Genomic DNA, 21,730 nt, shown 5'->3' on the forward strand with positions numbered 1-21,730 from the left:
AAGTCGTAGCCACTGTCTTTTGCGCGGAGGTATGTCATGAATGTTTACTCTAATGCATTCAATTTCAGCTCGTATCTCGGTGGCTCGGTTGACCCGCGTACGGGCCAATACGGTTTCCAGATTCACTTGGCAACCGTCTACCCTCAAGGCCCGCTGGAGGTGAGCAGAAAGATCGCGCTGTCATTCTCCATGATGAGTCTCGAATCGGGCGTCTATGGCACCGGTTGGCGCATCAGCAATACCGAGTTTGATATCGCCCGTTCGCGGCTAACATTGCTCAGCGGTGAGCAGTTCAGCACCCAGAGCCTGCCTGCTGTGGGCGGCACGCTGGTGATCAAGGACTGCAAGCTTCAAGACCTGGTCGTCAAGCGGCCGGATGCCACGACGCTTCATGTGATTTACAAGGACGGCACGGTTGAGGTTTTGCAGCGTACCAGCAGTACCGTGCCCTATCGTATCGTAGCCATCCAGTTCGAGAACGGTGAGCGTCTGAAATGGGAATATCCCGATGGCGGATCGCTTGCGCGAATTCTCGACCACAACCAGCAAGTACTGTTATCGCTGACGTACGCCAACGGGCGCCTCTCGATGGTTGACACACGGGTCGACGGAGGTCGCTATGCACGTATGCGCTTCACCTACTCCAATGCTCGACTGACGGGTGTCACGGCGCCTTATGACAGCACTAAACCGCCCGCGAGTGCAGGCTATGTGCTGGAGTACACATCTGCTTTTCGCAACGGCATGATCGCTGTCGAACGAGTGCGCCCACCGATGGGCGGCGATGAGTTGATCAACTATGCTGAAAACGGCCATCAGTATGCCAATGGGCAACACATCCCTCGCGTCACCAGTTGGGTCCAGACGCCTGCGGCCAGCCAGCCCTGCATGTCACGTAACTATAATTACAGCCCAGGCAGGAATTTCACCGGCTACCCCTTTTCAGGCGGTTTTCGTGAGGGCGAGGACAATCTATATCTGATAGGCAGTGCCTATGACTATTGGACGGAAGAAACCCACCTCGATAACACAACCAGTAAGCCGCTGAGCGTTACTCGCACTACCTACAACAAATTCCACCTGCTGACCGAGGAACAGGTCCTGCGCGAGGGCACCCGGACTACCAGGACCATTGAATATAACGTGTGCCCAGGGCTCTTTCCGGCGCAGCCTCCCAATCTCCAGTTACCCAAAGTTATCACCACGTGCTACGCGTTGGTGGCGGGTGGCGCGAAACGGATGGTAAAGGTCGAGATCGAGACAGACTGCTACGGTAACGAGCTGAGCCGCACCGAAAATTCCGGGGTACGCACCGAATACAGCTACTACCCGATTAAAGGCGAGCCCGGAAAGTGCCCCGCCGACCCACATGAATTGTTCCAGCGCTACCTGAAACAAGAGCGCCTCATCCCGGCCGGGGGCACGCCGACAGCTCGACTTACCGAGTACACCCACACAGCTGTGCCGTCCACTGACGGCCGTTATTTTGTGCTTCAGCAATCGATTAGCCAGGCCGGCATCGTCAGCTTGCAGCAAACGTATTACGAAGCACCTGTCGAGCTGGCCGGCCGTTTGAGGAGTACCACCAGCATCATTGACGGGCTGTCGTTGGCCAGCCATTTCAGTTACACCATCAACGGCGATACGTTAAGCGAAACCCGACGTTTACAGGCACGGGAGGGGCAATGGCTGGAGTCGGTGCGCACCCTCTCACTGGTCAACCGTCGCCTGTTGTCGATGACGCGAGACGCAGGCATCACCTTGGCGCTGGCATACGACGTCAGTGGCAGATTGATTGCGGAAACGGCGTCGCCCGGCGAGCCGCAACAAGCGGTACGGCGCTACGCCTACCATTTCGCGACGCAAGGTCAGGGTGCTCACCTGATCACTACCGATGCGCAGGGTAACCGGGTAATCACTTATTACGATGGCCTGGGACGCCAGGTTGCCGAAGCCCAGATGATGAGCGATGACCAGGAGCGTCCCACCCGAAACTGGCGTTATGACGCGCAGGGGCGGACGGTGGAGGTGGTGAGTATCGACTATCTGCCCGACGGGCCGCGGTTTTTGAAGACCACCCACACCTACAATCGTTGGGGCAATGCCAGTCGTGTGGTCCGTGCCGATGGCAGCGTGGAGGTCGATGAGTACGATCCGTATCTGAATCTGAAAATAGAGGGCGTTGAAGGCGGGGAGCGGCTGAAAACCTGTTTTAACGAACACAATCAGCCGATAGAGACGGAGCGCCTCGACGCTGATGACAATCGCGTTGAAGTGGAGTCGCGCACCTACGATGGCCTGGGTCGCTGCCTGTCTGTACTGGATATCGATAAAAACCTCACCCAATTTACCTATGACCCGCACAACCGGCTGCTCACTACCCTGCAGACTCCGGCAGACGGCACGCCGCAGCGGTTGCGTACGAACGAGTATGCGCCTGGCACAAGCAGCGAGGAGGTCAGCGCACTCCTTGTCGATGGCAAGCGGTTAGGGGCTCGTACGTTCGACAGCTTGGGCCGGATGACCAGCCAGGCACGTGGCACAGGGCAGGCTGTCACTTGGGAGTATGAAGCGGACTGGATGGAACCGGTCGCCATGGTTTCTGCGCAGGGCGCGCGTCAAGAGCTGACTTACGATAAACACCTGGACGTGCTCTGCCGTAGTGAAGTGGCAGCGCTTGCCGTGCGCAATTACCAATATGACTTGACCTCCGGCGCGTTGACCCGCTCCGAGACCGGTGGCCTGATTCATGAGGTGTTTCACGACGCGTACGGCTATCCGGAGAAGGAAGTCCAAACGGCCAATGGTTCGGTCGCCACCTCAGTGTACGGCCATTCCCCTGGCGGACGCTTGCTGCATCAAACCAGCGCCGATGGCCAGCGCAGCCAGCTCTGTTACGACGCGCAGGGACGCTTTCAGCGGATGACCACCGGTAACCTGGTGATCGAGCAGGACTACGATGCGTTTGGCCGGCCCCGTACACTGACCACCACCCATGAAAATATGCAGGTGATCACTCGAGTTTCCTATGATTCTCAGGGTCGAGAAACCGAGCGCCGTTTCGAGCAAAACGGCGCATCGTTGCAAGTAATGACCAGCACGTATCACCCCAACAGCATGCTGGCCACGCGATTTCTTCGTGATGCCAATGCACAGCTGGTGATCGGTGAGACGTTTACCTACGACGCCTACTTGCGGCTGACCGCCTATCGCTGCGAGGGCCTTGAACATCCTAAGGATCACCGGGGGCGCGGCATTGTCGGGCAGGATTTCAGCTTTGACAGCCTGAACAACATCACGCAAGTGGTGACGTCCTTTGCCGATGGCACGCAAGATACCTGCGAGCGTTTTTTCACCGGTACGGATCCGACCCAGCTTACCCGTGTCACCCACACCCATCCGGTGCAGGACTTCACCCTGGCCTATGATGCGGCGGGTAACCTGTTGACAGGGCCTTCGGGGCAGGTCTACAGGTTCAATGCGTTGGAGCAACTGGTCGAGGTGCAGGCCGGTCCTTTTACCTACAGCTATCAATACGATGCGGATGCTCGGCAAGTGCTCGCGCGCCGCGCCGAAGAGCGGCCAGTGATGCTGGCATATTCCGGCGAGCGTCTGGAGACCCTGGTTGAAGGCGACAGAAAGGTCCGTTATCACGTCGCTGAAGATCAGGTCGTTGCGCGCAGTGGGGGCGTGGATGGGCCGCAACTGCATGTCACCGATGCCAGCGGCAGTGTGCGCGGCGTGTCGGCACCCGGGCAGGTGCATGTTCGGCGGCACTACACACCTTACGGCGATGCTCATATAAACCTGAATGACGGCAAGGCCCGAACCATGGCCGACCTGCAACTACTGGCGTTCAATGGTCAGCGGCTGGATGCGGCGGTTAACCTCTATTTCCTGGGCAATGGCCAGCGGGCCTACGATCCTGACCTGATGATTTTTCTGCAGGCCGATCCGTTGAGTCCCTTTGATGAGGGGGGGATCAACGGTTATGCCTACTGTGCGGGTAACCCGGTCAATATGATGGACCCCAGCGGGCTGCTCCCGAACTGGTTGCAATGGGTTCTGACGGGGGCAGCATTGGCCCTGGCGGTTGTGTCGCTAGGGAGTAGCGTGGTGGGCATTGCGGCGGTTGGTTTGGCTGCGGCCACCGCACTGCAAATATCGGCGGCGGCCACCGCCGCATTGGGTATCGTTGGTGGTGCATTTGGTACCGCCGGGTTGGCTGTGGCGGCGGTGGATCACGCGAACGGATGGGACCGCTCCAGCCTTGTTAAAAAACTGCAGTGGGCGTCTTTCGGCTTCTTGATAGCTTCCTGGGCGACGACCGGTGTCAGCGCTTTGAAGGCGGCGACCGATGCGTATAAAGCGGCAAAAATAGCATCGGCCGCTGGAAAACTTGCGATGCGTCCGATGAATTATGGTACTCCCGCCATGAGTGCGGCCCTTAGAAGTGCAACCAGGCTCGTCTTGGGCAGAACCTTTAAATTTGGTACCGCTAAAGCTCCAACCTCTTTCAGCAAGGCATTTGGTACTACTCGAGGTCTTATCAGGCTGACTAATTTAGTGCGCTCATCAAAGGGACGTTATGACGCCGTGGACGCACTCTTGAATGAGTCTGATGACGGCGCGTCGCCAAGACGGCATCAGGAACAGCCGCAACCACAACCGGTGCTGGCGACACTCATCGACATGCCGGCCAGCGCCAGCAATTATTACCAGTCGTCCAGGGAGGAAGGTAGGCGAGTCCGTCAGTCAATCTTGAGTGAGGTGTACCGAGGGTAGGAGCGGGCGCTGCAAGAGGCTGATGCTCAGCCAACAACATCAGCAATGTGGGAGGGTGCTTGCTCCCGATTGCAGTGTGTCAGTCTATGAAGATATCGACTGATGCTCCGCTATCGGGAGCAAGCACCCTCCCACATGTTTGACCGCGTTTCAGCTTTTAAGGGCGTTTGCGTTCTACAGCGCGCAGCAGATGCGTGGGCGGCGTCTCGCAACTGATCTTGCGCCCCAGCAGCGTCTCGATCGACGGCAACTGATACGAGTCATCTTCCCCGGCAAAGCTGATCGACACGCCCGCAGCCCCGGCACGCCCGGTACGGCCAATGCGGTGTACGTAGTCGTCCGGCACTTCCGGCAGGGTGAAGTTGATCACGTGGCTGATGCCGTCGATGTGAATGCCGCGCCCGGCCACGTCGGTGGCCACCAGCACGCGGATCTTGCCTTCGCGGAAACCTTCCAGGGTCTTGATGCGCTTGTGCTGCGGCACATCGCCCGACAGTTGCGCGGCGTTGACGCCATCGCGCACCAGGCGTTCTTCGATGCGGCGCACTTCGTCCTTGCGGTTGGCGAAGACCATCACGCGTTCCCAACCGTTGTCGTTGATCAGGTTGTAGAGCAGCTTGTACTTGTCGGCACCGGCCACGGCATAGATGTGCTGCTCGACGTTTTCGCTGGCGACGTTCAGTGCCTCGATCTCGACGATGGACGGCTCGGTGGTCCATTGCTTGGCGAGGTTCATCACGTCTTCGGTGAAGGTCGCGGAGAACAGCAGCGTCTGGCGTTCGTTTTTCGGTGGGGTCTGGCGGATGATCTGGCGCACTTGCGGGATAAAGCCCATGTCGAGCATGCGGTCGGCTTCGTCCAGCACCATCACTTCGACCATGTCCAGGTGCACGTCGCCGCGCTGGTTGAAGTCCAGCAGGCGGCCCGGCGTGGCGACGAGGATGTCGCAGTGGCGGGCTTCGAGGTGCTTGAGCTGTTTGTCGAAGTCCATGCCGCCGACGAACGTCATCACGTTGAGGCCGGTGTACTTGGTCAGGTCGGCGGCGTCCTTGGCGATCTGCACCACCAGTTCGCGGGTGGGGGCGATGATCAGCGCGCGCGGTTCGCCCATGTAGCGTTCTTTGGGCGGCGGCGTTTGCAGCAGTTGGGTGATGATCGAGATCAGGAACGCGGCGGTCTTGCCGGTGCCGGTCTGGGCGCGGCCAATGGCGTCTTTGCCGGCCAGGGTGAAGCCCAGCACTTGCGCCTGGATCGGTGTGCAGTACGGGAAGCCCAGGTCCTGGATGGCGTGCATCAGCTCCGGGGCCAGGTTGAAGTCGTGGAAGCGGGTCTTGCCTTCCTGGGGCTCGACGACGAAGTCTTCGAGTTTCCACGGGATGACGACCGGCTTCGGGGCGTGCTCGCGGCGAGGCTTTGGCGCGGCTGGCGCGGCAGCGACTTCGACCGGTTTTGTCTGTTCAGGCGCGGTCACTTTCGGCTGGGCAGCAGGTGCCGTCCGGGCGGGCTGCTTACCGTCGTTGCGGCTGCCGGTTGGCGGGACGGGAGCACTGGGAACAGGCGCGAGCGGCTCAGCCTCGCTTTTGCCGAACATCTTCTTGAGTGCTTTGAGCACGGTCATCTCATTAATTGGTTAAGGAATGTACGCCGGCCAGTGTAATGCAAGAATCGGGCGCGGCGTAGTGCGTCTGTCATACAACTACATAAACGCGCAGGTCAGCGCAGGCGCTCGGCCAGCCAAGTGCCGATATCGCGTATCTCTTCGGGTAACACTTCGTGGCCCATTGGGTATTCCTGCCATGTCACGGTGACACTACGGGTCTGCAAATGCTCATAGGCGCTGCGGCCCATGGCGTTCTGTACCACTTCGTCGTACTGGCCGTGCAGGCACAGGGCAGGGATGCGTTGCTGGCTGGCGGATAATTCCAGGTCATCGTCGAAGGTCGGCGCGTAAGTGGAGAGGGCGATCACGCCACCCAGCGGGCCTTGCCACTTTTTAAACGCTGTGTGGAAAACCACTGCGCCACCCTGGGAAAAACCTGCCAGGAAAACACGCGAAGCGTCTATCCCGGTTCTCTTCTGCGCCTCGATCAAATCCGTGACCCTGTCGGTCGACGCTTCCAGTTCCTCCAGGCTGATCGAACGGGCCGGGCTCATGGCCTTGATGTCGTACCAGCTCGGCATCTCGTAGCCACCGTTGATCGTCACCGGGCGGCTGGGCGCCTGGGGCAAAACGAAGCGGGTGGTCAGCAACGTTTGCTGCAGCATTTCGGCCACCGGCAGGAAATCGTAGCGATCGGCGCCCAGGCCATGCAGCCAGATAACGCAGGCATCTGCAGGCTTGGCGGGCTCTAGAATCAAGGGTTCGGTCATGTTTGCTCCATAGATGTGCAGGCGCTCCGATTGGGTGCGTCGCAACGGTGCGCGACAGGTTGATCTGTTAAGAGAATGTCGCAAGGCTGAATCTTTTGCCATTGAACAGGGCACTCAGCGACTCAGCCAGTACTCTGGTACGAGCCTTGCTATGTGTAGGTCGATGTCAGAACTCTCCTAGGGCGGTAACACTATCAGTGACTGCCGCTTGTAGGAAAGCACCTGGAATTACCGCAAAGATCTCATGCTGCTCGACCCCAAAAAAAGCCAACACGGGTCGATATCGCCTCATAAGGGTGCGCTGAGGTTGGAGCTCCGACACAACAAGAGCAACTGGAGGTTTGAATGAAGGTATTGAAATCCACCCTGGCCATCGTGACCGCGGCCGCTGTATTGGGTGTCAGTGGTTTTGCCCAGGCTGGCGCCACCCTGGACGCCGTGCAGAAGAAAGGCTTTGTACAGTGTGGCGTGAGTGACGGCCTGCCGGGTTTCTCGGTGCCGGATGCCAGCGGCAAGATCCTCGGGATCGACGCTGACGTGTGCCGCGCCGTAGCCGCCGCCGTTTTCGGTGACGCGACTAAGGTCAAGTTCAGCCAGTTGAACGCCAAGGAGCGTTTCACCGCGCTGCAGTCCGGCGAAGTCGACATCCTGTCGCGCAACACCACCATGACCAGCTCCCGCGATGCGGGCATGGGCCTGAAATTCCCGGGCTTCATCACCTACTATGACGGCATCGGCTTTCTGGTAAACAACAAGCTGGGCGTGAAAAGTGCCAAGGAGCTGGACGGTGCAACCATCTGTATCCAGGCCGGTACCACCACCGAGCTGAACGTTTCCGACTACTTCCGTGGCAACAACCTCAAGTACACCCCGATCACCTTCGACACCTCCGATGAAAGCGCCAAGTCGCTGGAATCCGGGCGTTGCGACGTGCTGACCTCCGACAAGTCCCAACTGTTCGCCCAGCGCAGCAAGTTGGCCGCGCCGAAGGACTACGTGGTGTTGCCGGAAACCATTTCCAAGGAGCCTCTGGGCCCGGTCGTGCGTAACGGCGACGACGAGTGGCTGGCCATCGTACGCTGGGTGGGCTACGCCATGCTCAACGCTGAAGAAGCCGGTATCACCTCCAAAAACGTCGAAGCTGAAGCCAAGTCCACCAAGAACCCGGACGTCGCTCGTCTGCTCGGTGCTGACGGCGAATACGGCAAAGACCTGAAAGTGAAGAAAGACTGGGTCGTACAGATCGTCAAGCAAGTCGGTAACTACGGCGAAGTGTTCGAGCGCAACCTGGGCAAGAGCACCCCGCTGGAAATCGACCGTGGCCTGAACGCGCTGTGGAACAACGGCGGCATTCAATACGCACCGCCTGTGCGCTGATCGCTGATGGTTCTGTCACCCGGTGGGCCAACCGCCGGGTGATGTTCTGTTCCATTCTTTTCGGGGCACTTCATGCAAAATCAAATCGGCGCACCCAAGCAGAAGCTCAGCTTCAGCGATCCCAAAGTGCGTGCGTGGCTCTTCCAGATCATCACGATTGTGGCGGTGGTCTCGCTGGGCTGGTACCTCTTCAACAATACCCAGACCAATCTGCAGCACCGGGGCATTACCTCGGGTTTCGACTTTCTTGAGCGCAGTGCCGGCTTCGGCATCGCGCAGCACCTGATCGATTACACCGAGTCGGACAGTTATGCCCGGGTGTTTGTGATCGGTTTGCTCAACACCTTGCTGGTGACCGTGATCGGTGTGGTCCTGGCGACCCTGCTCGGCTTCATCATCGGCGTGGCGCGACTGTCGCCGAACTGGATGATCAACAAGCTGGCAACCGTGTATGTGGAAGTGTTCCGCAACATTCCGCCGCTGCTGCAAATCCTGTTCTGGTATTTCGCGGTGTTCCTGACCATGCCGGGGCCGCGTAACAGCCACAATTTCGGCGACACCTTCTTTGTCAGCAGCCGTGGCCTGAACATGCCGGCAGCGCTTGCAGCCGACGGTTTCTGGCCGTTTGTGGTCAGTGGGGTGGTGGCGATTGTCGCAATCGTGCTGATGGCTCGCTGGGCCAACAAGCGCTTTGAAGCGACCGGCGTACCGTTCCACAAATTCTGGGCGGGCCTGGCGCTGATCATCGTGATCCCGGCGTTGTGCGCCTTGATCTTCGGTGCACCGCTGCACTGGGAAATGCCTAAGCTGCAGGGCTTCAACTTTGTCGGCGGCTGGGTACTCATCCCCGAACTGCTGGCACTGACCCTGGCGCTGACCGTTTATACGGCAGCGTTTATCGCCGAGATCGTGCGTTCGGGCATCAAGTCCGTCAGCCACGGCCAGACCGAAGCCGCGCGTTCCCTGGGCCTGCGCCCTGGGCCAACGCTGCGCAAGGTCATCATCCCGCAGGCCCTGCGGGTGATCATTCCGCCGCTGACCAGCCAATACCTGAACCTGGCGAAAAACTCCTCGCTGGCGGCCGGTATCGGTTACCCGGAAATGGTTTCGCTGTTTGCCGGCACGGTACTCAACCAGACCGGTCAGGCCATCGAAGTCATTGCCATCACCATGAGCGTGTACCTGGCGATCAGCATCAGCATTTCCCTGCTGATGAACTGGTACAACAAGCGCATTGCGCTGATCGAGCGGTGAGGAAACGCCCATGAGTTCACATACGTTCAAACCTGATATGCCGCCGCCGAACAAAGTCTTCGGGCCGATGGCATGGATGCGCGCCAACCTGTTCTCCAGCTGGCTCAACACGCTGCTGACGTTGCTGGCGTTCTACCTGATCTACCTGGTAGTGCCGCCGATTCTCAGCTGGGCGATCATCGATGCCAACTGGGTTGGCACCACGCGTGCCGATTGCACCAAGGAAGGCGCCTGCTGGGTATTCATCCAACAGCGCTTCGGCCAGTTCATGTACGGCTACTACCCTGGCGACCTGCGCTGGCGCGTAGACCTCACCGTATGGCTGGCCATCGTTGGCGTGGCACCCTTGTTCATCTCGCGTTTTCAACGCAAGGCGGTCTATGGCCTGAGCTTTCTGGTGTTGTACCCGATCATCGCGTTCTTCCTGCTGCACGGCGGCGCGTTCGGGCTGACCAACGTGGCCACCAGCCAATGGGGCGGCTTGATGCTGACCCTGGTCATTGCCACCGTGGGCATTGCCGGCGCGTTGCCGCTGGGCATCATGCTGGCGTTGGGGCGGCGTTCGAACATGCCGGCGATTCGAGTGGTCTGCGTGACCTTCATCGAGTTCTGGCGCGGCGTGCCGTTGATCACCGTGCTGTTCATGTCCTCGGTGATGCTGCCGCTGTTCCTGCCTGAAGGCATGGGCATCGACAAGCTGCTGCGCGCATTGATCGGCGTGATCCTGTTCCAGTCGGCCTATGTGGCGGAAGTGGTGCGCGGCGGGTTGCAGGCGATTCCCAAAGGTCAGTACGAAGCGGCCGCAGCAATGGGGCTAGGTTACTGGCGCAGCATGGGCCTGGTGATTTTGCCGCAAGCCCTGAAGATGGTGATCCCCGGCATCGTTAACACCTTTATCGCGTTGTTCAAGGACACCAGCCTGGTGATCATCATCGGCCTGTTCGACCTGCTCAACAGCGTCAAGCAAGCCGCCGCCGACCCGAAATGGTTGGGCATGGCCACCGAAGGCTACGTGTTCGCCGCCCTGGTGTTCTGGATTTTCTGTTTTGGTATGTCGCGCTATTCCATTCATTTGGAACACAAGCTCGACACAGGCCACAAGCGTTAGGAGTTGTTGTTATGAGCGAAGCGATCAAACAGCCTGTGAGCCCTGAAGGCATTATCCAGATGCAGGGCGTCAACAAGTGGTACGGCCAGTTCCACGTGTTGAAAGACATCAACCTCAACGTCAAGCAGGGCGAGCGTATTGTGCTGTGCGGCCCGTCGGGTTCGGGCAAGTCCACCACCATCCGCTGTCTCAACCGCCTGGAAGAGCACCAGCAGGGCCGCATCGTTGTCGACGGTGTCGAGCTGACCAACGACCTCAAGCAGATCGAAGCGATCCGCCGTGAAGTCGGCATGGTGTTCCAGCACTTCAACCTGTTCCCGCACCTGACCATCCTGCAGAACTGCACGCTGGCGCCGATGTGGGTACGCAAGATGCCCAAGCGCAAGGCCGAGGAAATTGCCATGCACTATCTGGAACGCGTGCGCATTCCGGAGCAGGCCCACAAGTTTCCGGGGCAGCTTTCAGGTGGCCAGCAACAGCGCGTGGCGATTGCCCGCGCGCTGTGCATGAAGCCCAAAATCATGCTGTTCGACGAGCCGACCTCGGCACTCGACCCGGAAATGGTCAAGGAAGTACTGGACACTATGATCGGCCTTGCCGAAGACGGCATGACCATGTTGTGCGTCACCCATGAAATGGGTTTTGCGCGCACCGTGGCCAACCGCGTGATCTTCATGGACAAGGGCGAGATCGTGGAGCAGGCGGCGCCGAATGACTTCTTCGACAATCCGCAGAATGATCGGACCAAGTTGTTCCTGAGTCAGATCTTGCATTGATCGATGGGTGAAAAATAAACCCGGCCTGGTGCCGGGTTTATTTTTGCCTGTTGGTTTTATGCGCAGGATTGAGCCGCAAGTGGTTGTTCGTCTTTTGCCATGCGCAATCGATTCAGGTCTTCGCCTGTATCAAGGACCTGTATCTCGGCCAGCAGGTGCAGCTTTCGGCGGATTCTTTTCATTTCTGCGGCGATGATTGCCCTGGCATCAATTAACAATTGGTCGCTGGCATCGGCATAACGTTCTGCGCTGTCATCGTCGTAATCGAATTCCACCTCCTTGCACACCTGACGCGTTGCCTTTGTAGGCAGCTGCGAATAGCCTGTGGGGAAATTCATACCATGATTGGCCGTACTGCAGGCGATTTGCAGGCACTGCGCTCGGCAAGATCCGCAACGCGCCAAATCCCTCTGCCGGCAGTTGATCAATGAACCCTGAAACTCAACGCAAGACTGAACTTGAAGAGCTGCTGATTGACGCCGAGGCCGACGACGAGGTTGTGCAACACGCGCAACCGAGCGTGGCTCGACCCTGGTTGCTGTTGCTCGGCCTGGTCCTGGTGGCGCTGAACCTGCGCCCGGCGTTGTCGAGCCTGTCGCCGCTGCTGGCTGAAGTCTCCAGCAGCCTGGGCTTGTCGGCCGCCAAGGCCGGCTTGTTGACCACCTTGCCGGTGCTGTGCCTGGGCCTCTTCGCGCCGACCGCGCCGATGCTGGCGCGACGTTTTGGCGCCGAGCGCGTGGTGTTGGGCATTCTGTTGACCCTGGCCGCCGGGATCATTTTGCGCAGTTCGTTCGGCGAAGTGGGCCTGTTCGTCGGCAGCCTGATTGCCGGTGCGAGCATCGGCATTATCGGCGTGCTGTTGCCGGGCATCGTCAAGCGTGATTTCGCCAGGCAGGCCGGGACCATGACCGGGGTCTACACCATGGCGTTGTGCCTGGGCGCCGCGATGGCAGCGGGCGCTACTGTGCCGTTGAGCCACTATTTTGGTGACAATTGGAACATGGGCCTGGGCTTCTGGATGCTGCCGGCGCTGGCGGCGGCGTTGGTCTGGTTGCCGCAGGTCGGCCAACAGCATGGCACCCACCGCGTTGCCTATCGCGTAAAGGGTTTGCTGCGCGACCCATTGGCCTGGCAGGTCACGCTCTACATGGGCCTGCAATCGTCGCTGGCCTACATTGTGTTCGGCTGGTTGCCGTCGATCCTGATCGGTCGCGGCTTGAGTGCCACCGAGGCCGGGCTGGCATTATCCGGCTCGATTATCGTGCAACTGCTCAGCTCGCTTGCCGCCCCCTGGCTCGCCACCCGCGGCAAGGATCAGCGCCTGGCAATCGTGGTGGTGATGCTGCTGACCCTGGGCGGTTTGTTCGGTTGTCTCTACGCCCCGCTGGATGGCTTATGGGGTTGGGCGATTGTGCTGGGCCTGGGGCAGGGCGGTACCTTCAGCCTGGCGCTGACCTTGATCGTGTTGCGTTCGCGCGATTCCCACGTTGCAGCCAACCTGTCGAGCATGGCCCAGGGCATCGGTTACACCCTGGCGTCTCTCGGCCCTTTCGCGGTCGGCCTGGTGCATGACTGGACCGGCGGCTGGACGGCCATCGGCTGGATCTTCGCCGTGATCGGCCTGGGCGCCATCGTCGCCGGCCTCGGGGCCGGGCGTGCGCGCTACGTGCACGTCACCAGCGAGCAAGTCTAGAGGTACACCACTTCCAGCGTGGCCGATCCATCGAGCGCGGTCTCCACGCTCAAGTCCAGGTTCTGCCGGGCATTGATCACGGTCTGCACCGTGACGATGCCGGCCAGGCTATCGATGGCCGTAGGCCCGCTGACGCTGCCCTCGATGGCGGTAAAGCCCAGGTAGCTCCTGGAGCCGATATCAATGGGGTTGAGATTGGAGGTGCGCCACGCCAGGCCACCGGTGGTGGATTCGGTGCCATAGACCTGCGCAGTGTTGCCGGCCTGGGTTTGCCTTGGGTCGAAGGTCATGGAGTAAACCCCCAGGCGATTGCCGCTGTTATCGAACCCCAGCCCGTAATAAATCTCGCTGTTGACCATGGCTGAACCGTCACGGTTGTCGCGCATGCGCAAGGCATAGCGGACGGGGCCATTGCAGGCGATGCCCATATGCAGCGTCTTGAGTGGCAGGCGCGTGCCAGTTTCCAGGTTCAGGTCCTGCTGGGCGATCTTGCCGTAGTCGATCAGGCCACCGCTGGAAAGCTGCGGTACGCAGGCGGCGGGAGTGATCAGGCCGTGCACGCTCAGGTCCACAGTCGAGGCGGCCAGCACCGAGGGGGCGCTGACCAGTAGCAACAGGCTGGAAAAGAGGCGGGTTTTCATGGGACGAACTCCTCACAGTGAAGGCTCAGGGATAGACGATTTCGAGCGTGCCGGAACCGTTGATACGCACGACATCGCTCAGGTCCAAGGTTTGCATGGGCGCCAGGTAAGTCTTGATGCGCATCGTGCCGGTCAGGGTTTGCAGGGCCACTGGCCCGGTGATGACGCCGGTTTTATCGGTAAAACCCATGATGCTGTTGGCGGCCATGGGGATTTGCCGCGCGGTGGAACTGCTCCACGCCACGCCATTGCTGGTGGAGTCGGTGCGGTACAACGTGGGGAAGGTATCGGCGCTGAACTCCGCCGGATCGAGGGTGAGGTAAAAGCGCCCGATCTTGCCACGGCTCGCATCCAGGTCCAGGCCATAGGCGGTTTCATCGGTGCCGCCGGTGGCCGAACCTTCGCGGTTGTCCTTCATGCGCAGGGCGAAGCGGATTGGCGCGTCGCACGTCACGTTCAGGCGCAGGGTGCGGGTGGGCAAGGGGGTTTCAGTGCTGGTGTTGAGGTCTTTGGCATACAAAGTGCCGTAGTCCACCACACCCTGGTCGGATAACGTTGGCAGGCAGGCGATGGGGGCGAAGTGCGCCCGCAGTGTCAGTTCCCGGTAGCGGCCGTGGCGTGCGCCGTACAGCAGGCCGGAGACTTCCCAGGTGGTGGCATCGCGCACTTGAGTGGCGGCAGGGTCAGCCCAGGCGCGCAGGGTCAATTGCAGCGCCAGGGTTTTTCCCATGAGCACAGCACCCTGTTCGACCGGCGCGATGCCATGACCGGGTCGCCATTGCACGACGCTGCCATTGGCGGCGGGTGCCTGACCCACGGCGGGCAGCAAACCCAGCTCCACCGCCCTGCCATCGAGCAGGGCGTTACCGACCTCAATGGCATAGCTGCCGTGCTCGGTAAACTGCAGGCGCTGTGGGCTGGCGGCCTGCGCACGGTAGAACAGGCTGAGGTCCTCGGCCTGCGGGCAGTTGACGGTCACACTCAGGCGGCGTTCGCCGAGCAGGCGCAGCGGTGCGCTGTCTTTTTGTGCCAGGCGGCTCATCAGGCCGAAGTCCAGCACCGGTTCGCTGACGTTCAGTTGGCATTCGTCCACGGCCTGGGCAGTGCCGGCGACGCCGATCAACAGCCACAGGCACAGTTGACGCAAGCAGGTTGCAAAGGGCATGGCGGGAATCCTCAAGGTGCGTGACAGCGTGCGGGGGCCGTTTCGAAGTACACCGAGGGGTCGGCTTTTTCCGGCAGTGAATAGCGCAATTGGCAACGGCGCCCTTGGGGCGTGGTTATCCACAGTGTCGATGGGGCGAGCACATTGGGCAGGAACACTTGGCTGCTTTCCTGCACCAGGGTGATGAACTCGCCGTTAGCGTTGCTGACGGAGGCGCCTGCGGGCAGCGGTGTGCCCTGCTCTGTGCTGACGGTGAGCAACAGGCGGCGGGTCAGGCCGACGCCGAATTCGACGCGTTCCACGGCACCGCGTCCGGCCGAGATCATTGCCAGGCCGTTATTGATATCGGCGTTGCGTGGCAATGAACGCGTCTGCACCTCCACCGGGCTGCGACCGTAGGCAGCCACTTGCGGCACCACGGCCTGGCCTTGCCAGTCGGTCCACACCGGGCCGCTGGGGGTGCTGAGCTTGATGCCGCTCATGGCGTCCACCGACACCAGGGCGAAGGTGTCACGCACCGGGTAGGGGGAAAAGGTCACGCCGCCGCCGTGCAGCACCACACCGCCGCGCGCACTGCCCTGGTAGCTGGAACGCTCGGCATCGGAGCGGCTGTAGCTCACGTCGAGCTGGCTGTAGCGCGGCAATGCCGACACGCCCAGGGTGGTTTCCACTTGATGGTCGCTGCTGTCGTGTTCGGCGCTGACGCGATAGCTGAGTTGGTCGTCGATCTGTTCCGTGACGCCCAGGCCGGTGCGGTTCTCGCCGCCGGAATTACGCACCCAGCTGCGTAGCCGGCGACTCTCGCCCAACGGCACGCCGATAGTCAGGTAAACCGTGTTGTCCTGCTGCTGGCGACCGCCCATTTGCCACTCGGCACTGGCTGACAACGACACTGCGCCGAGGCTTGTGCCCCAGGAGGCCAGTGCACGGCTGCTGCTGTCGCCGGCAAAATTGGCCGAGCGCGACACTCCGGCGCTGAATGCACCCAATTGTGGATGGGACCAGCCCAGGTTGAGGCTTTGCTGGTCGCGGTAGCGCGAATCGCGGTTGCTGTCGTCGCGCGCGTAAGTGCTTTCCTCGAGTTCGCGGTAGCCGATGCTGCGCCACGAATTGGCCACGCTGATCGACCATTGCTCACCCAGGCGCTGGGACCAGGAAAGGTCGGTCTGCAGGCCGGACACCTTTTCCCGTGCCTGGGTGTTGGACAGTTGAGTGGACAACTGAATCTGGCTGTCCACCCAGGGCAACCAGCCCAGGCTCGCGCCCACCGAACGGTATTCACTGGCCGCCAGCATGCCCGTGCCCAGGGTCAACTGCGGATGCAGGGCGCCGGTCCAGCCGCCACTGATTACCCACGGATCGTCGCCTTTGGCATCGCCCACATTGCGCACCCGGCCCGCCGCCACGGAGTAACCCGGCGCTGGCAGCCCGAGCCCGAGCATCGCCGCTGGCACGGTAAAACGCCGCTCGCCGCCGACGCTCTCCTTGACCGTGACTTCGACGTCCGAGCGCGTGTTCAAGCGACGTACATCGGTGAGGGTAAAGGGCCCGGCAGGCACGACGGTGGAATGAATCAACGCGCCGTTCTGGCGCACCTCCACCTGGGCCGGGCTGTTGGCGATGCCCTGGATCAGCGCGCCCTGGCCCTGTTCTTGAAGGGCGTGCTCGGTGAGCACCTGCACGCCGGTGATCTGCGCGCCGGACAGCACCGGGTTGTACAGGTTGATTTGCCCGGCCTGGAGCACCGCCTGGTGGCTGGCAAAGGTGCGCTGGGCATAGGCTTGCACGTGGGTGCTGCGTGACAGGCCATCCTGCCAGGTCTGCACCTGGCGACTGCGCACGATCCAGTCGCCGGCATTGAACCCCACCTCGGTATTGGCCGAGCCAAAGCGACTGGCGTCATCGCCGAAGCGGTTGTAGAAGCCGCTGAGGTCGTAGTTGAGCAGTCCGGCAAACCCACCGGTTTCGTAGCCGGAGATATCCTGTTGCATGGGACGCAGGGCTTCGGTGGGTACCACCAGCGACACCGTCAGCGTTGCCGGGTCCGGCTCCACCAGAGTTTGCGGATAGTGGGCAAGGAAATCCTCGCACCCGGCCGCGTCATCGGCACTCATCAGGTGGGCGGCGTCCAACAAGGTGCGGTCGAAGCACAGATTGCCCTGCTGATCGAAATTCACCGCCAACCGGCCACGGCGCTGGCCGTTGACGCGCAGATTGACGGTATGTTGCCCGGCCGCGTAGCGCGGTGCGGCCAGCAACAGTCTGGCCAACTGCGGATCGATGCCACGTTGATGCAAGGTCTGTGCATCGAAGCCGGACGGGCTCGAATCCTCGGCGCACACCTTGGCGGGCAGGAGCGCACACAGCAGCAGCACCAGCGGCAGGGCCGCGCTGGCAGAGGGATCGGGCACGGCTTCGCCGTCACGGTAACTCAATACTGTTTTCACGCAAGGTACTCGAGTGGTGAACGCCCGGGGCTTGTGGTCCAGGCGTTCTGGTGACGCTCAATGAGCTGTCACTGCGTTACTCAGGCGGCGGTGGGTTATGCCGCCTGGGTGTTCCGTCAGAAACTGATCGGTGCGTCGTAGGCCTTGACCGCAAACCCGTACACGGTGGCCGGTTGCAGCCTTACCGTCCGGGCCTGGCTACCGCTGGCCGGGACGCTCAAGGCTTCGCCCGGCAGTACGTAAGTGCGCGGCAGTATGGCCTTGCCGTCGCCCGGCAGCAGTTGCAGCTCCTGCGCCAGCCGCACCACATACGGCGTGTCGTTGCGCACCTGCAACTGGCCGTCGCGCAGTGTCCAGGTCAGGTCGGTCCAGGGGGTGCGATTGGGTGCCAGGCCCTTGGGGTGCACGATCACCGGCAGGTTCTGGCGCACGGTCACGCCCACGCGGGCATGCCCGGCGGCGGTGGCTGCGCGGCCCTGGGGCATGCCTTCGAACACCGCGCGTTTAAGCCGTTGGGTGAGCAGTGGCTGCTGGTTTTGCAAAATGAAACGCACCAGTTGGGATTTGGACGCTTCGACCCGTGACAGCGGCGGCGTCACCACCAGCAGCGGTTCGGTGTCCTCCGGAATATCCTGCAAGGTGACATGCAGCAGGGCGAGCTGGCTGTCGGTGTTGGTCACCGACACGGACGCTTCGCCGTCTTCTTCATGCACGATCACCACGGAGGTGTCCGGGACCATGCCGTCGGCCTTTACCTGATTGCCGAGCACGAGTAACAAGACAATGAGGCCCACAGCGGTGTTTGAGAATGTCGTCGTCATGACGGGTTTCCATTAGGCCGAAAAGGAGGATCGATCAGAGGTAGCGCAGGTCCAGAACGATGGCTCCGTCGAGCGGGACTTCCTGGTCCAGGGTCAGGTAACGCGAGAAGTTGATGGCGGTGCTCACTTGAAGCTGGACGATCAACTGGCTGATGAAGTCGGGTTGACGGTCACCTGTCGGTGCAAAGGCCATATGGGTACGCGGGTAGGCATTGGGCTCTTGCGACCAGGTTTCGCCGTTGTCGGTGGAGGCCAATACCTGCATGGGCTGCGCATCGCCCACCGCATTGCGATAGGCCAGCGCCACCGAGCCCAGGCGCTCTTCGGGGACGTGGATGTTCCTGCCGAGCCCGTAGAAATAATCGGGAGCCGACGACGAGTCGGCGCGATTATCGATGCCCACCAGCGCAAACAGCATGGGCCTGGCGCACTGCACGCGCAGTTCGAGCGTCTGGATCGGCAGCACGGTGAACTCGTCGGCATTGAGGCTGTGGGAAGCAATCTTGCCGTGATCGACGGTGCCGTCATGGCTCAGCACGATATTGCAGGCATCCGGGGTTACCCGGCCGGTGACCGTCAGATCGACGACCGAAGCCCCGTGGGCACCGGTCATCGTGGCCAGGCAAAGCCCGGTGATGAAGATGCGCATCCATCTACAGTGCACGGGCAACGTAAGGCGCAGCCCATGCCTGCCGGTGGTCAAAGGATGGGCGGCCATGGGTTAGAGGTACTTCACTTCAAGGGTGGCCGAGCCATCGATGGTTACCTCATTGCTGAGGTCCAAGCCGTCTGCGGGGTTGATGATAGTGAGCACTTCCAGATCGACGCTCAGGTCTTTGATCGGCAGCGGCTGGGTGTCGTCGCTCATCGATGCCGCCGCCATGTACATGCTCGGCTCCCAGAATTTCTCGGCGTACCAGGTTTTGCCCTGGTCCGTCGATGCGATGGGTTGAGCGGTCACGCCGTCGGCAACCATGCCGCGCCAGGTAAGGGAGAAGTGGCCCAGCTTCTGGGTTTCGTTGATAAAGCCCAGGCCGAAGTCCGTGGTCAGACCCGAGGCAGCGCGGTTATCGATGGGGTGCAGAGCGAACTGGATCGGCGCGTCACAGTTGACGCTCATCGACAGGGTATGCAAGCCGATCGCCGTTGCCCTGTCCGGGTGCAAATCCTTGGCGGAAATCTTGCCATGGTCGATCACGCCACCGCCAGACAGGCTCGGCGTACAGGCGCTGGGCACGATCAGGCCCTTGACGGTCAGGTCCACGCTGGACGCGGCGAAGGTGGTGGCCGAGTTAAGCAGCAGCACGCTGGCGGCCAGGGCGGTCAATCGGGTTTTCATCGGGGGAGCTCCTTAGAGGTAATTGACTTGCACAGTGGCGTGGCCGTCGATGGGCACTTCGTCGGTCAGCGTAAGGTTGCTGGCGGGGGCGATGTGGGTGATCAGGCGTATTTCGGCGTCCAGCGCCTGCACCGCAATCGGCGCCAGGCCGTCGTTGTCGGCGACCGCCGTCAACAGGGTATGGCTGAGCATCACCGAGGGCATCCAGGTCACGCCGCCATCCCTGGAGGTGATGGTGCGTACCGGCACGCCATCGGCCACTGGCAGATACAGGCCGAGCCCGGCATCGCCGACTTTTTCATCGTTGGGTGTCACGCCCAGGCCATGCCAGGTGAAGTGGCTGGCGGCGGTGCCCGCGCGGTTGTCGATGGTGTTCAGGGTAAAAATGGTCGGCCCTTCACAACGCACGCTCAACAGCATGGTTTCTCTGGGCAGATCGGTGTAGGTGTCGGTATTGAGGTCCTTGACCGATACCTTGCCAAAATCGATGGTGCCGCCACCTGAGACTACGGGTGCGCAGGCGCTGGGGGTAATGCTCCCCTTGACGCTCAGGTCCTGGCTGCTGGCGGCCAAGACCGGGCCGGCGCCAATCAGCAACAATGTCGCGGTAAGGGCAGTGAGGGGGCTAACCATGAGTCACATCCTGTGGGGTTGGGGGTTACAGGTAGTTCACTTCAATTGTGGCGGAGCCATTGATGGGCACCTCTGTAGCGAGGTCCATGCCTGCTGTTGGGGCGATGAGGGTTTGCACCATGAGGTCGGCTGTCAGCTGACGGACCGGTGTAGGGGCCCAACCGCCAGTCGAGCGATCACCGAACGAAGCGAGGTAGGCCGTGGGCCAGATGTCACCGGCAAACGCCTCGCGCCAGGTAAGGCCGTCATCAGTGGACTCGATCACGGAGAGGGGGGTGTCGTCGGCCATGGGGTTGGCTAACGTCAGGGTATATGCGCCCAGTTTTTTGCCGCTGACCAGGCCCAGGCCATAGGCGTTCAGCGGGTCATGTGAACCGCCTCGGTTGTCGGTGCCCTTGAGGGCCAGAAGGGTGGGCGCCTCACAGCCGATCACCAGTTGCAGGGTGTGATTGCCCAGCAATGTCCAGTGGTCCGGCTTCAAATCCTTGGCTGCGACTTTGCCATGATCGATGACGCCGCCGCTGGACAGGTCGGGAGTGCAGGCACTGGGTGTGATCAGCCCTTTGACGCTCAGGTCGACGCTGCTGGCGGCGAACACCGAGGTGGTCATGGCGAGCAGCAGGGCACCGCTCAACAGGGACAGGGAGGTTTTCACGGTGTAAGCGTCCATTTACAGGTACTTCACTTCAAAGGTCGCGGAGCCGTCGATGGCCACTTCGCTGGTCAAGGTCAGGTCTTTTGCAGGCGCAATGGAGCCGTACAGGGTGATGTCCATGGTTGCGTCTTTGACCGGGTGCGGCGCCCAACCGTTATCGCCACGACTGCCCAGTGCGACAAACTCACCTGGCCCAATACCATCGTCCGGATAAATGTCTATCCACTTACCGTCGTTGTTGTACATCGCCAGCAGGGTGGACGGTGTTTCGGCGATGGGGTTGTTGAACGTGAAACTGTACTGGCCAAGTTTCTGGTTGTCGTTGATCAAACCCAGGCCGAAGGCATAGCTATAGATGGAAGAGCCTGCTCGGTTGTCGATAAGGTCGATGGCGAACAGCGTTGCCGCGTCGCAATTCACACTCAGTTGCAGCGTCTTGCGTTCAAGCTGTGTGGGGGTGTCGAGATTCAGATCTTTTGCCGCGATCTTTCCAAAATCGACATCGCCCGGCAGGCTGGCTGCACAGGCGCTGGGGGTGATCAAACCCGTGACGCTCAGGTCGACGCTGCTGGCGGCGAACACCGAGGAGGTCATGGCGAGCAGAAGGGCACTGCTCAACAGGGATACAGGGGTTTTCATTTCAAATCATTCCATTGCAGTCCGGCA

At 60.9% G+C, this 21,730-nt stretch carries 17 protein-coding genes and 1 pseudogene; 6 read left to right on the forward strand and 12 right to left on the reverse strand.

What is annotated here, in order from left to right; translation table 11 throughout:
* Positions 1-36: 36 nt before the first annotated feature.
* Positions 37-4,785, forward strand: a complete 4,749-nt coding sequence (locus tag BFQ04_RS16355; RefSeq protein WP_065951698.1) for an RHS repeat domain-containing protein — start codon at positions 37-39, stop codon at positions 4,783-4,785.
* Between the two features lie 157 nt (positions 4,786-4,942).
* Here the strand turns inward: BFQ04_RS16355 and rhlB are convergent, their stop codons facing one another.
* Complete coding sequence (gene rhlB / locus BFQ04_RS16360; RefSeq protein WP_065951699.1) at positions 4,943-6,403, reverse strand: ATP-dependent RNA helicase RhlB; 1,461 nt, start codon at positions 6,401-6,403, stop codon at positions 4,943-4,945.
* Positions 6,404-6,498: 95 nt separating this feature from the next.
* Positions 6,499-7,155 carry an alpha/beta hydrolase gene (locus BFQ04_RS16365; RefSeq protein WP_065951700.1) on the reverse strand — a complete coding sequence of 219 codons (657 nt, stop codon included), beginning with the start codon at positions 7,153-7,155 and terminating at the stop codon, positions 6,499-6,501.
* A 345-nt stretch (positions 7,156-7,500) separates the two neighbouring features.
* Here BFQ04_RS16365 and BFQ04_RS16370 point away from each other — a divergent pair, with 345 nt between their 5' ends.
* The 4 genes from BFQ04_RS16370 to BFQ04_RS16385 all read left to right on the forward strand — a co-directional run bounded on the left by BFQ04_RS16370 (position 7,501) and on the right by BFQ04_RS16385 (position 11,670).
* Positions 7,501-8,532 carry an amino acid ABC transporter substrate-binding protein gene (locus tag BFQ04_RS16370; RefSeq protein ID WP_016978213.1) on the forward strand — a complete coding sequence of 344 codons (1,032 nt, stop codon included), beginning with the start codon at positions 7,501-7,503 and terminating at the stop codon, positions 8,530-8,532.
* Between the two features lie 72 nt (positions 8,533-8,604).
* The gene (locus BFQ04_RS16375; RefSeq protein WP_065951701.1) at positions 8,605-9,786 is read left to right on the forward strand and encodes an amino acid ABC transporter permease; all 1,182 of its coding nucleotides are present in this window, start codon (positions 8,605-8,607) and stop codon (positions 9,784-9,786) included.
* A 10-nt stretch (positions 9,787-9,796) separates the two neighbouring features.
* Positions 9,797-10,894: an amino acid ABC transporter permease gene (locus tag BFQ04_RS16380; protein ID WP_016978216.1), complete on the forward strand. Its 1,098-nt coding sequence runs from the start codon at positions 9,797-9,799 to the stop codon at positions 10,892-10,894.
* A gap of 11 nt (positions 10,895-10,905) precedes the next feature.
* On the forward strand, positions 10,906-11,670 hold the full coding sequence (locus BFQ04_RS16385; RefSeq protein WP_003171943.1) for an amino acid ABC transporter ATP-binding protein: 765 nt from the start codon (positions 10,906-10,908) through the stop codon (positions 11,668-11,670).
* Between the two features lie 56 nt (positions 11,671-11,726).
* Here BFQ04_RS16385 and BFQ04_RS16390 read toward each other — a convergent pair.
* Positions 11,727-11,960 (reverse strand): annotated as a pseudogene (locus BFQ04_RS16390) (transcriptional regulator); the annotation flags it as partial.
* A 137-nt stretch (positions 11,961-12,097) separates the two neighbouring features.
* Here BFQ04_RS16390 and BFQ04_RS16395 point away from each other — a divergent pair.
* Positions 12,098-13,363, forward strand: coding sequence for a CynX/NimT family MFS transporter (locus BFQ04_RS16395; RefSeq protein WP_065951703.1), 1,266 nt, complete (start codon positions 12,098-12,100; stop codon positions 13,361-13,363).
* On the opposite strand, the gene BFQ04_RS16400 is transcribed toward BFQ04_RS16395, so the two are convergent.
* From BFQ04_RS16400 to BFQ04_RS16440, 9 genes are all read right to left on the reverse strand, one after another.
* A complete protein-coding gene (locus tag BFQ04_RS16400; protein WP_065951704.1) occupies positions 13,360-14,004 on the reverse strand; it encodes a DUF1120 domain-containing protein in 645 nt (214 codons plus the stop codon). The two genes, BFQ04_RS16395 and BFQ04_RS16400, sit on opposite strands and share 4 nt — an antisense overlap.
* A gap of 25 nt (positions 14,005-14,029) precedes the next feature.
* Positions 14,030-15,169 (reverse strand): DUF1120 domain-containing protein, encoded by a 1,140-nt coding sequence (locus BFQ04_RS16405; protein WP_065951705.1) that lies wholly within the window; start codon positions 15,167-15,169, stop codon positions 14,030-14,032.
* 11 nt (positions 15,170-15,180) lie between these two features.
* Positions 15,181-17,616, reverse strand: a complete 2,436-nt coding sequence (locus BFQ04_RS16410; protein WP_175413290.1) for a fimbria/pilus outer membrane usher protein — start codon at positions 17,614-17,616, stop codon at positions 15,181-15,183.
* A gap of 116 nt (positions 17,617-17,732) precedes the next feature.
* Complete coding sequence (locus BFQ04_RS16415; protein WP_065951707.1) at positions 17,733-18,437, reverse strand: fimbria/pilus chaperone family protein; 705 nt, start codon at positions 18,435-18,437, stop codon at positions 17,733-17,735.
* 34 nt (positions 18,438-18,471) lie between these two features.
* Positions 18,472-19,155, reverse strand: coding sequence for a DUF1120 domain-containing protein (locus tag BFQ04_RS16420; protein ID WP_065951708.1), 684 nt, complete (start codon positions 19,153-19,155; stop codon positions 18,472-18,474).
* Positions 19,156-19,158: 3 nt separating this feature from the next.
* On the reverse strand, positions 19,159-19,776 hold the full coding sequence (locus BFQ04_RS16425; RefSeq protein WP_065951709.1) for a DUF1120 domain-containing protein: 618 nt from the start codon (positions 19,774-19,776) through the stop codon (positions 19,159-19,161).
* A 12-nt stretch (positions 19,777-19,788) separates the two neighbouring features.
* Positions 19,789-20,409 carry a DUF1120 domain-containing protein gene (locus BFQ04_RS16430; RefSeq protein WP_065951710.1) on the reverse strand — a complete coding sequence of 207 codons (621 nt, stop codon included), beginning with the start codon at positions 20,407-20,409 and terminating at the stop codon, positions 19,789-19,791.
* A 25-nt stretch (positions 20,410-20,434) separates the two neighbouring features.
* A complete protein-coding gene (locus BFQ04_RS16435; RefSeq protein WP_065951711.1) occupies positions 20,435-21,079 on the reverse strand; it encodes a DUF1120 domain-containing protein in 645 nt (214 codons plus the stop codon).
* Positions 21,080-21,703, reverse strand: coding sequence for a DUF1120 domain-containing protein (locus BFQ04_RS16440; protein WP_065951712.1), 624 nt, complete (start codon positions 21,701-21,703; stop codon positions 21,080-21,082).
* Between the last annotated feature and the right edge of the window lie 27 nt (positions 21,704-21,730).

This window comes from Pseudomonas sp. 37 R 15 (assembly GCF_900004865.1).
Classification (GTDB): Bacteria; Pseudomonadota; Gammaproteobacteria; order Pseudomonadales; family Pseudomonadaceae; genus Aquipseudomonas; species Aquipseudomonas fluorescens_AM.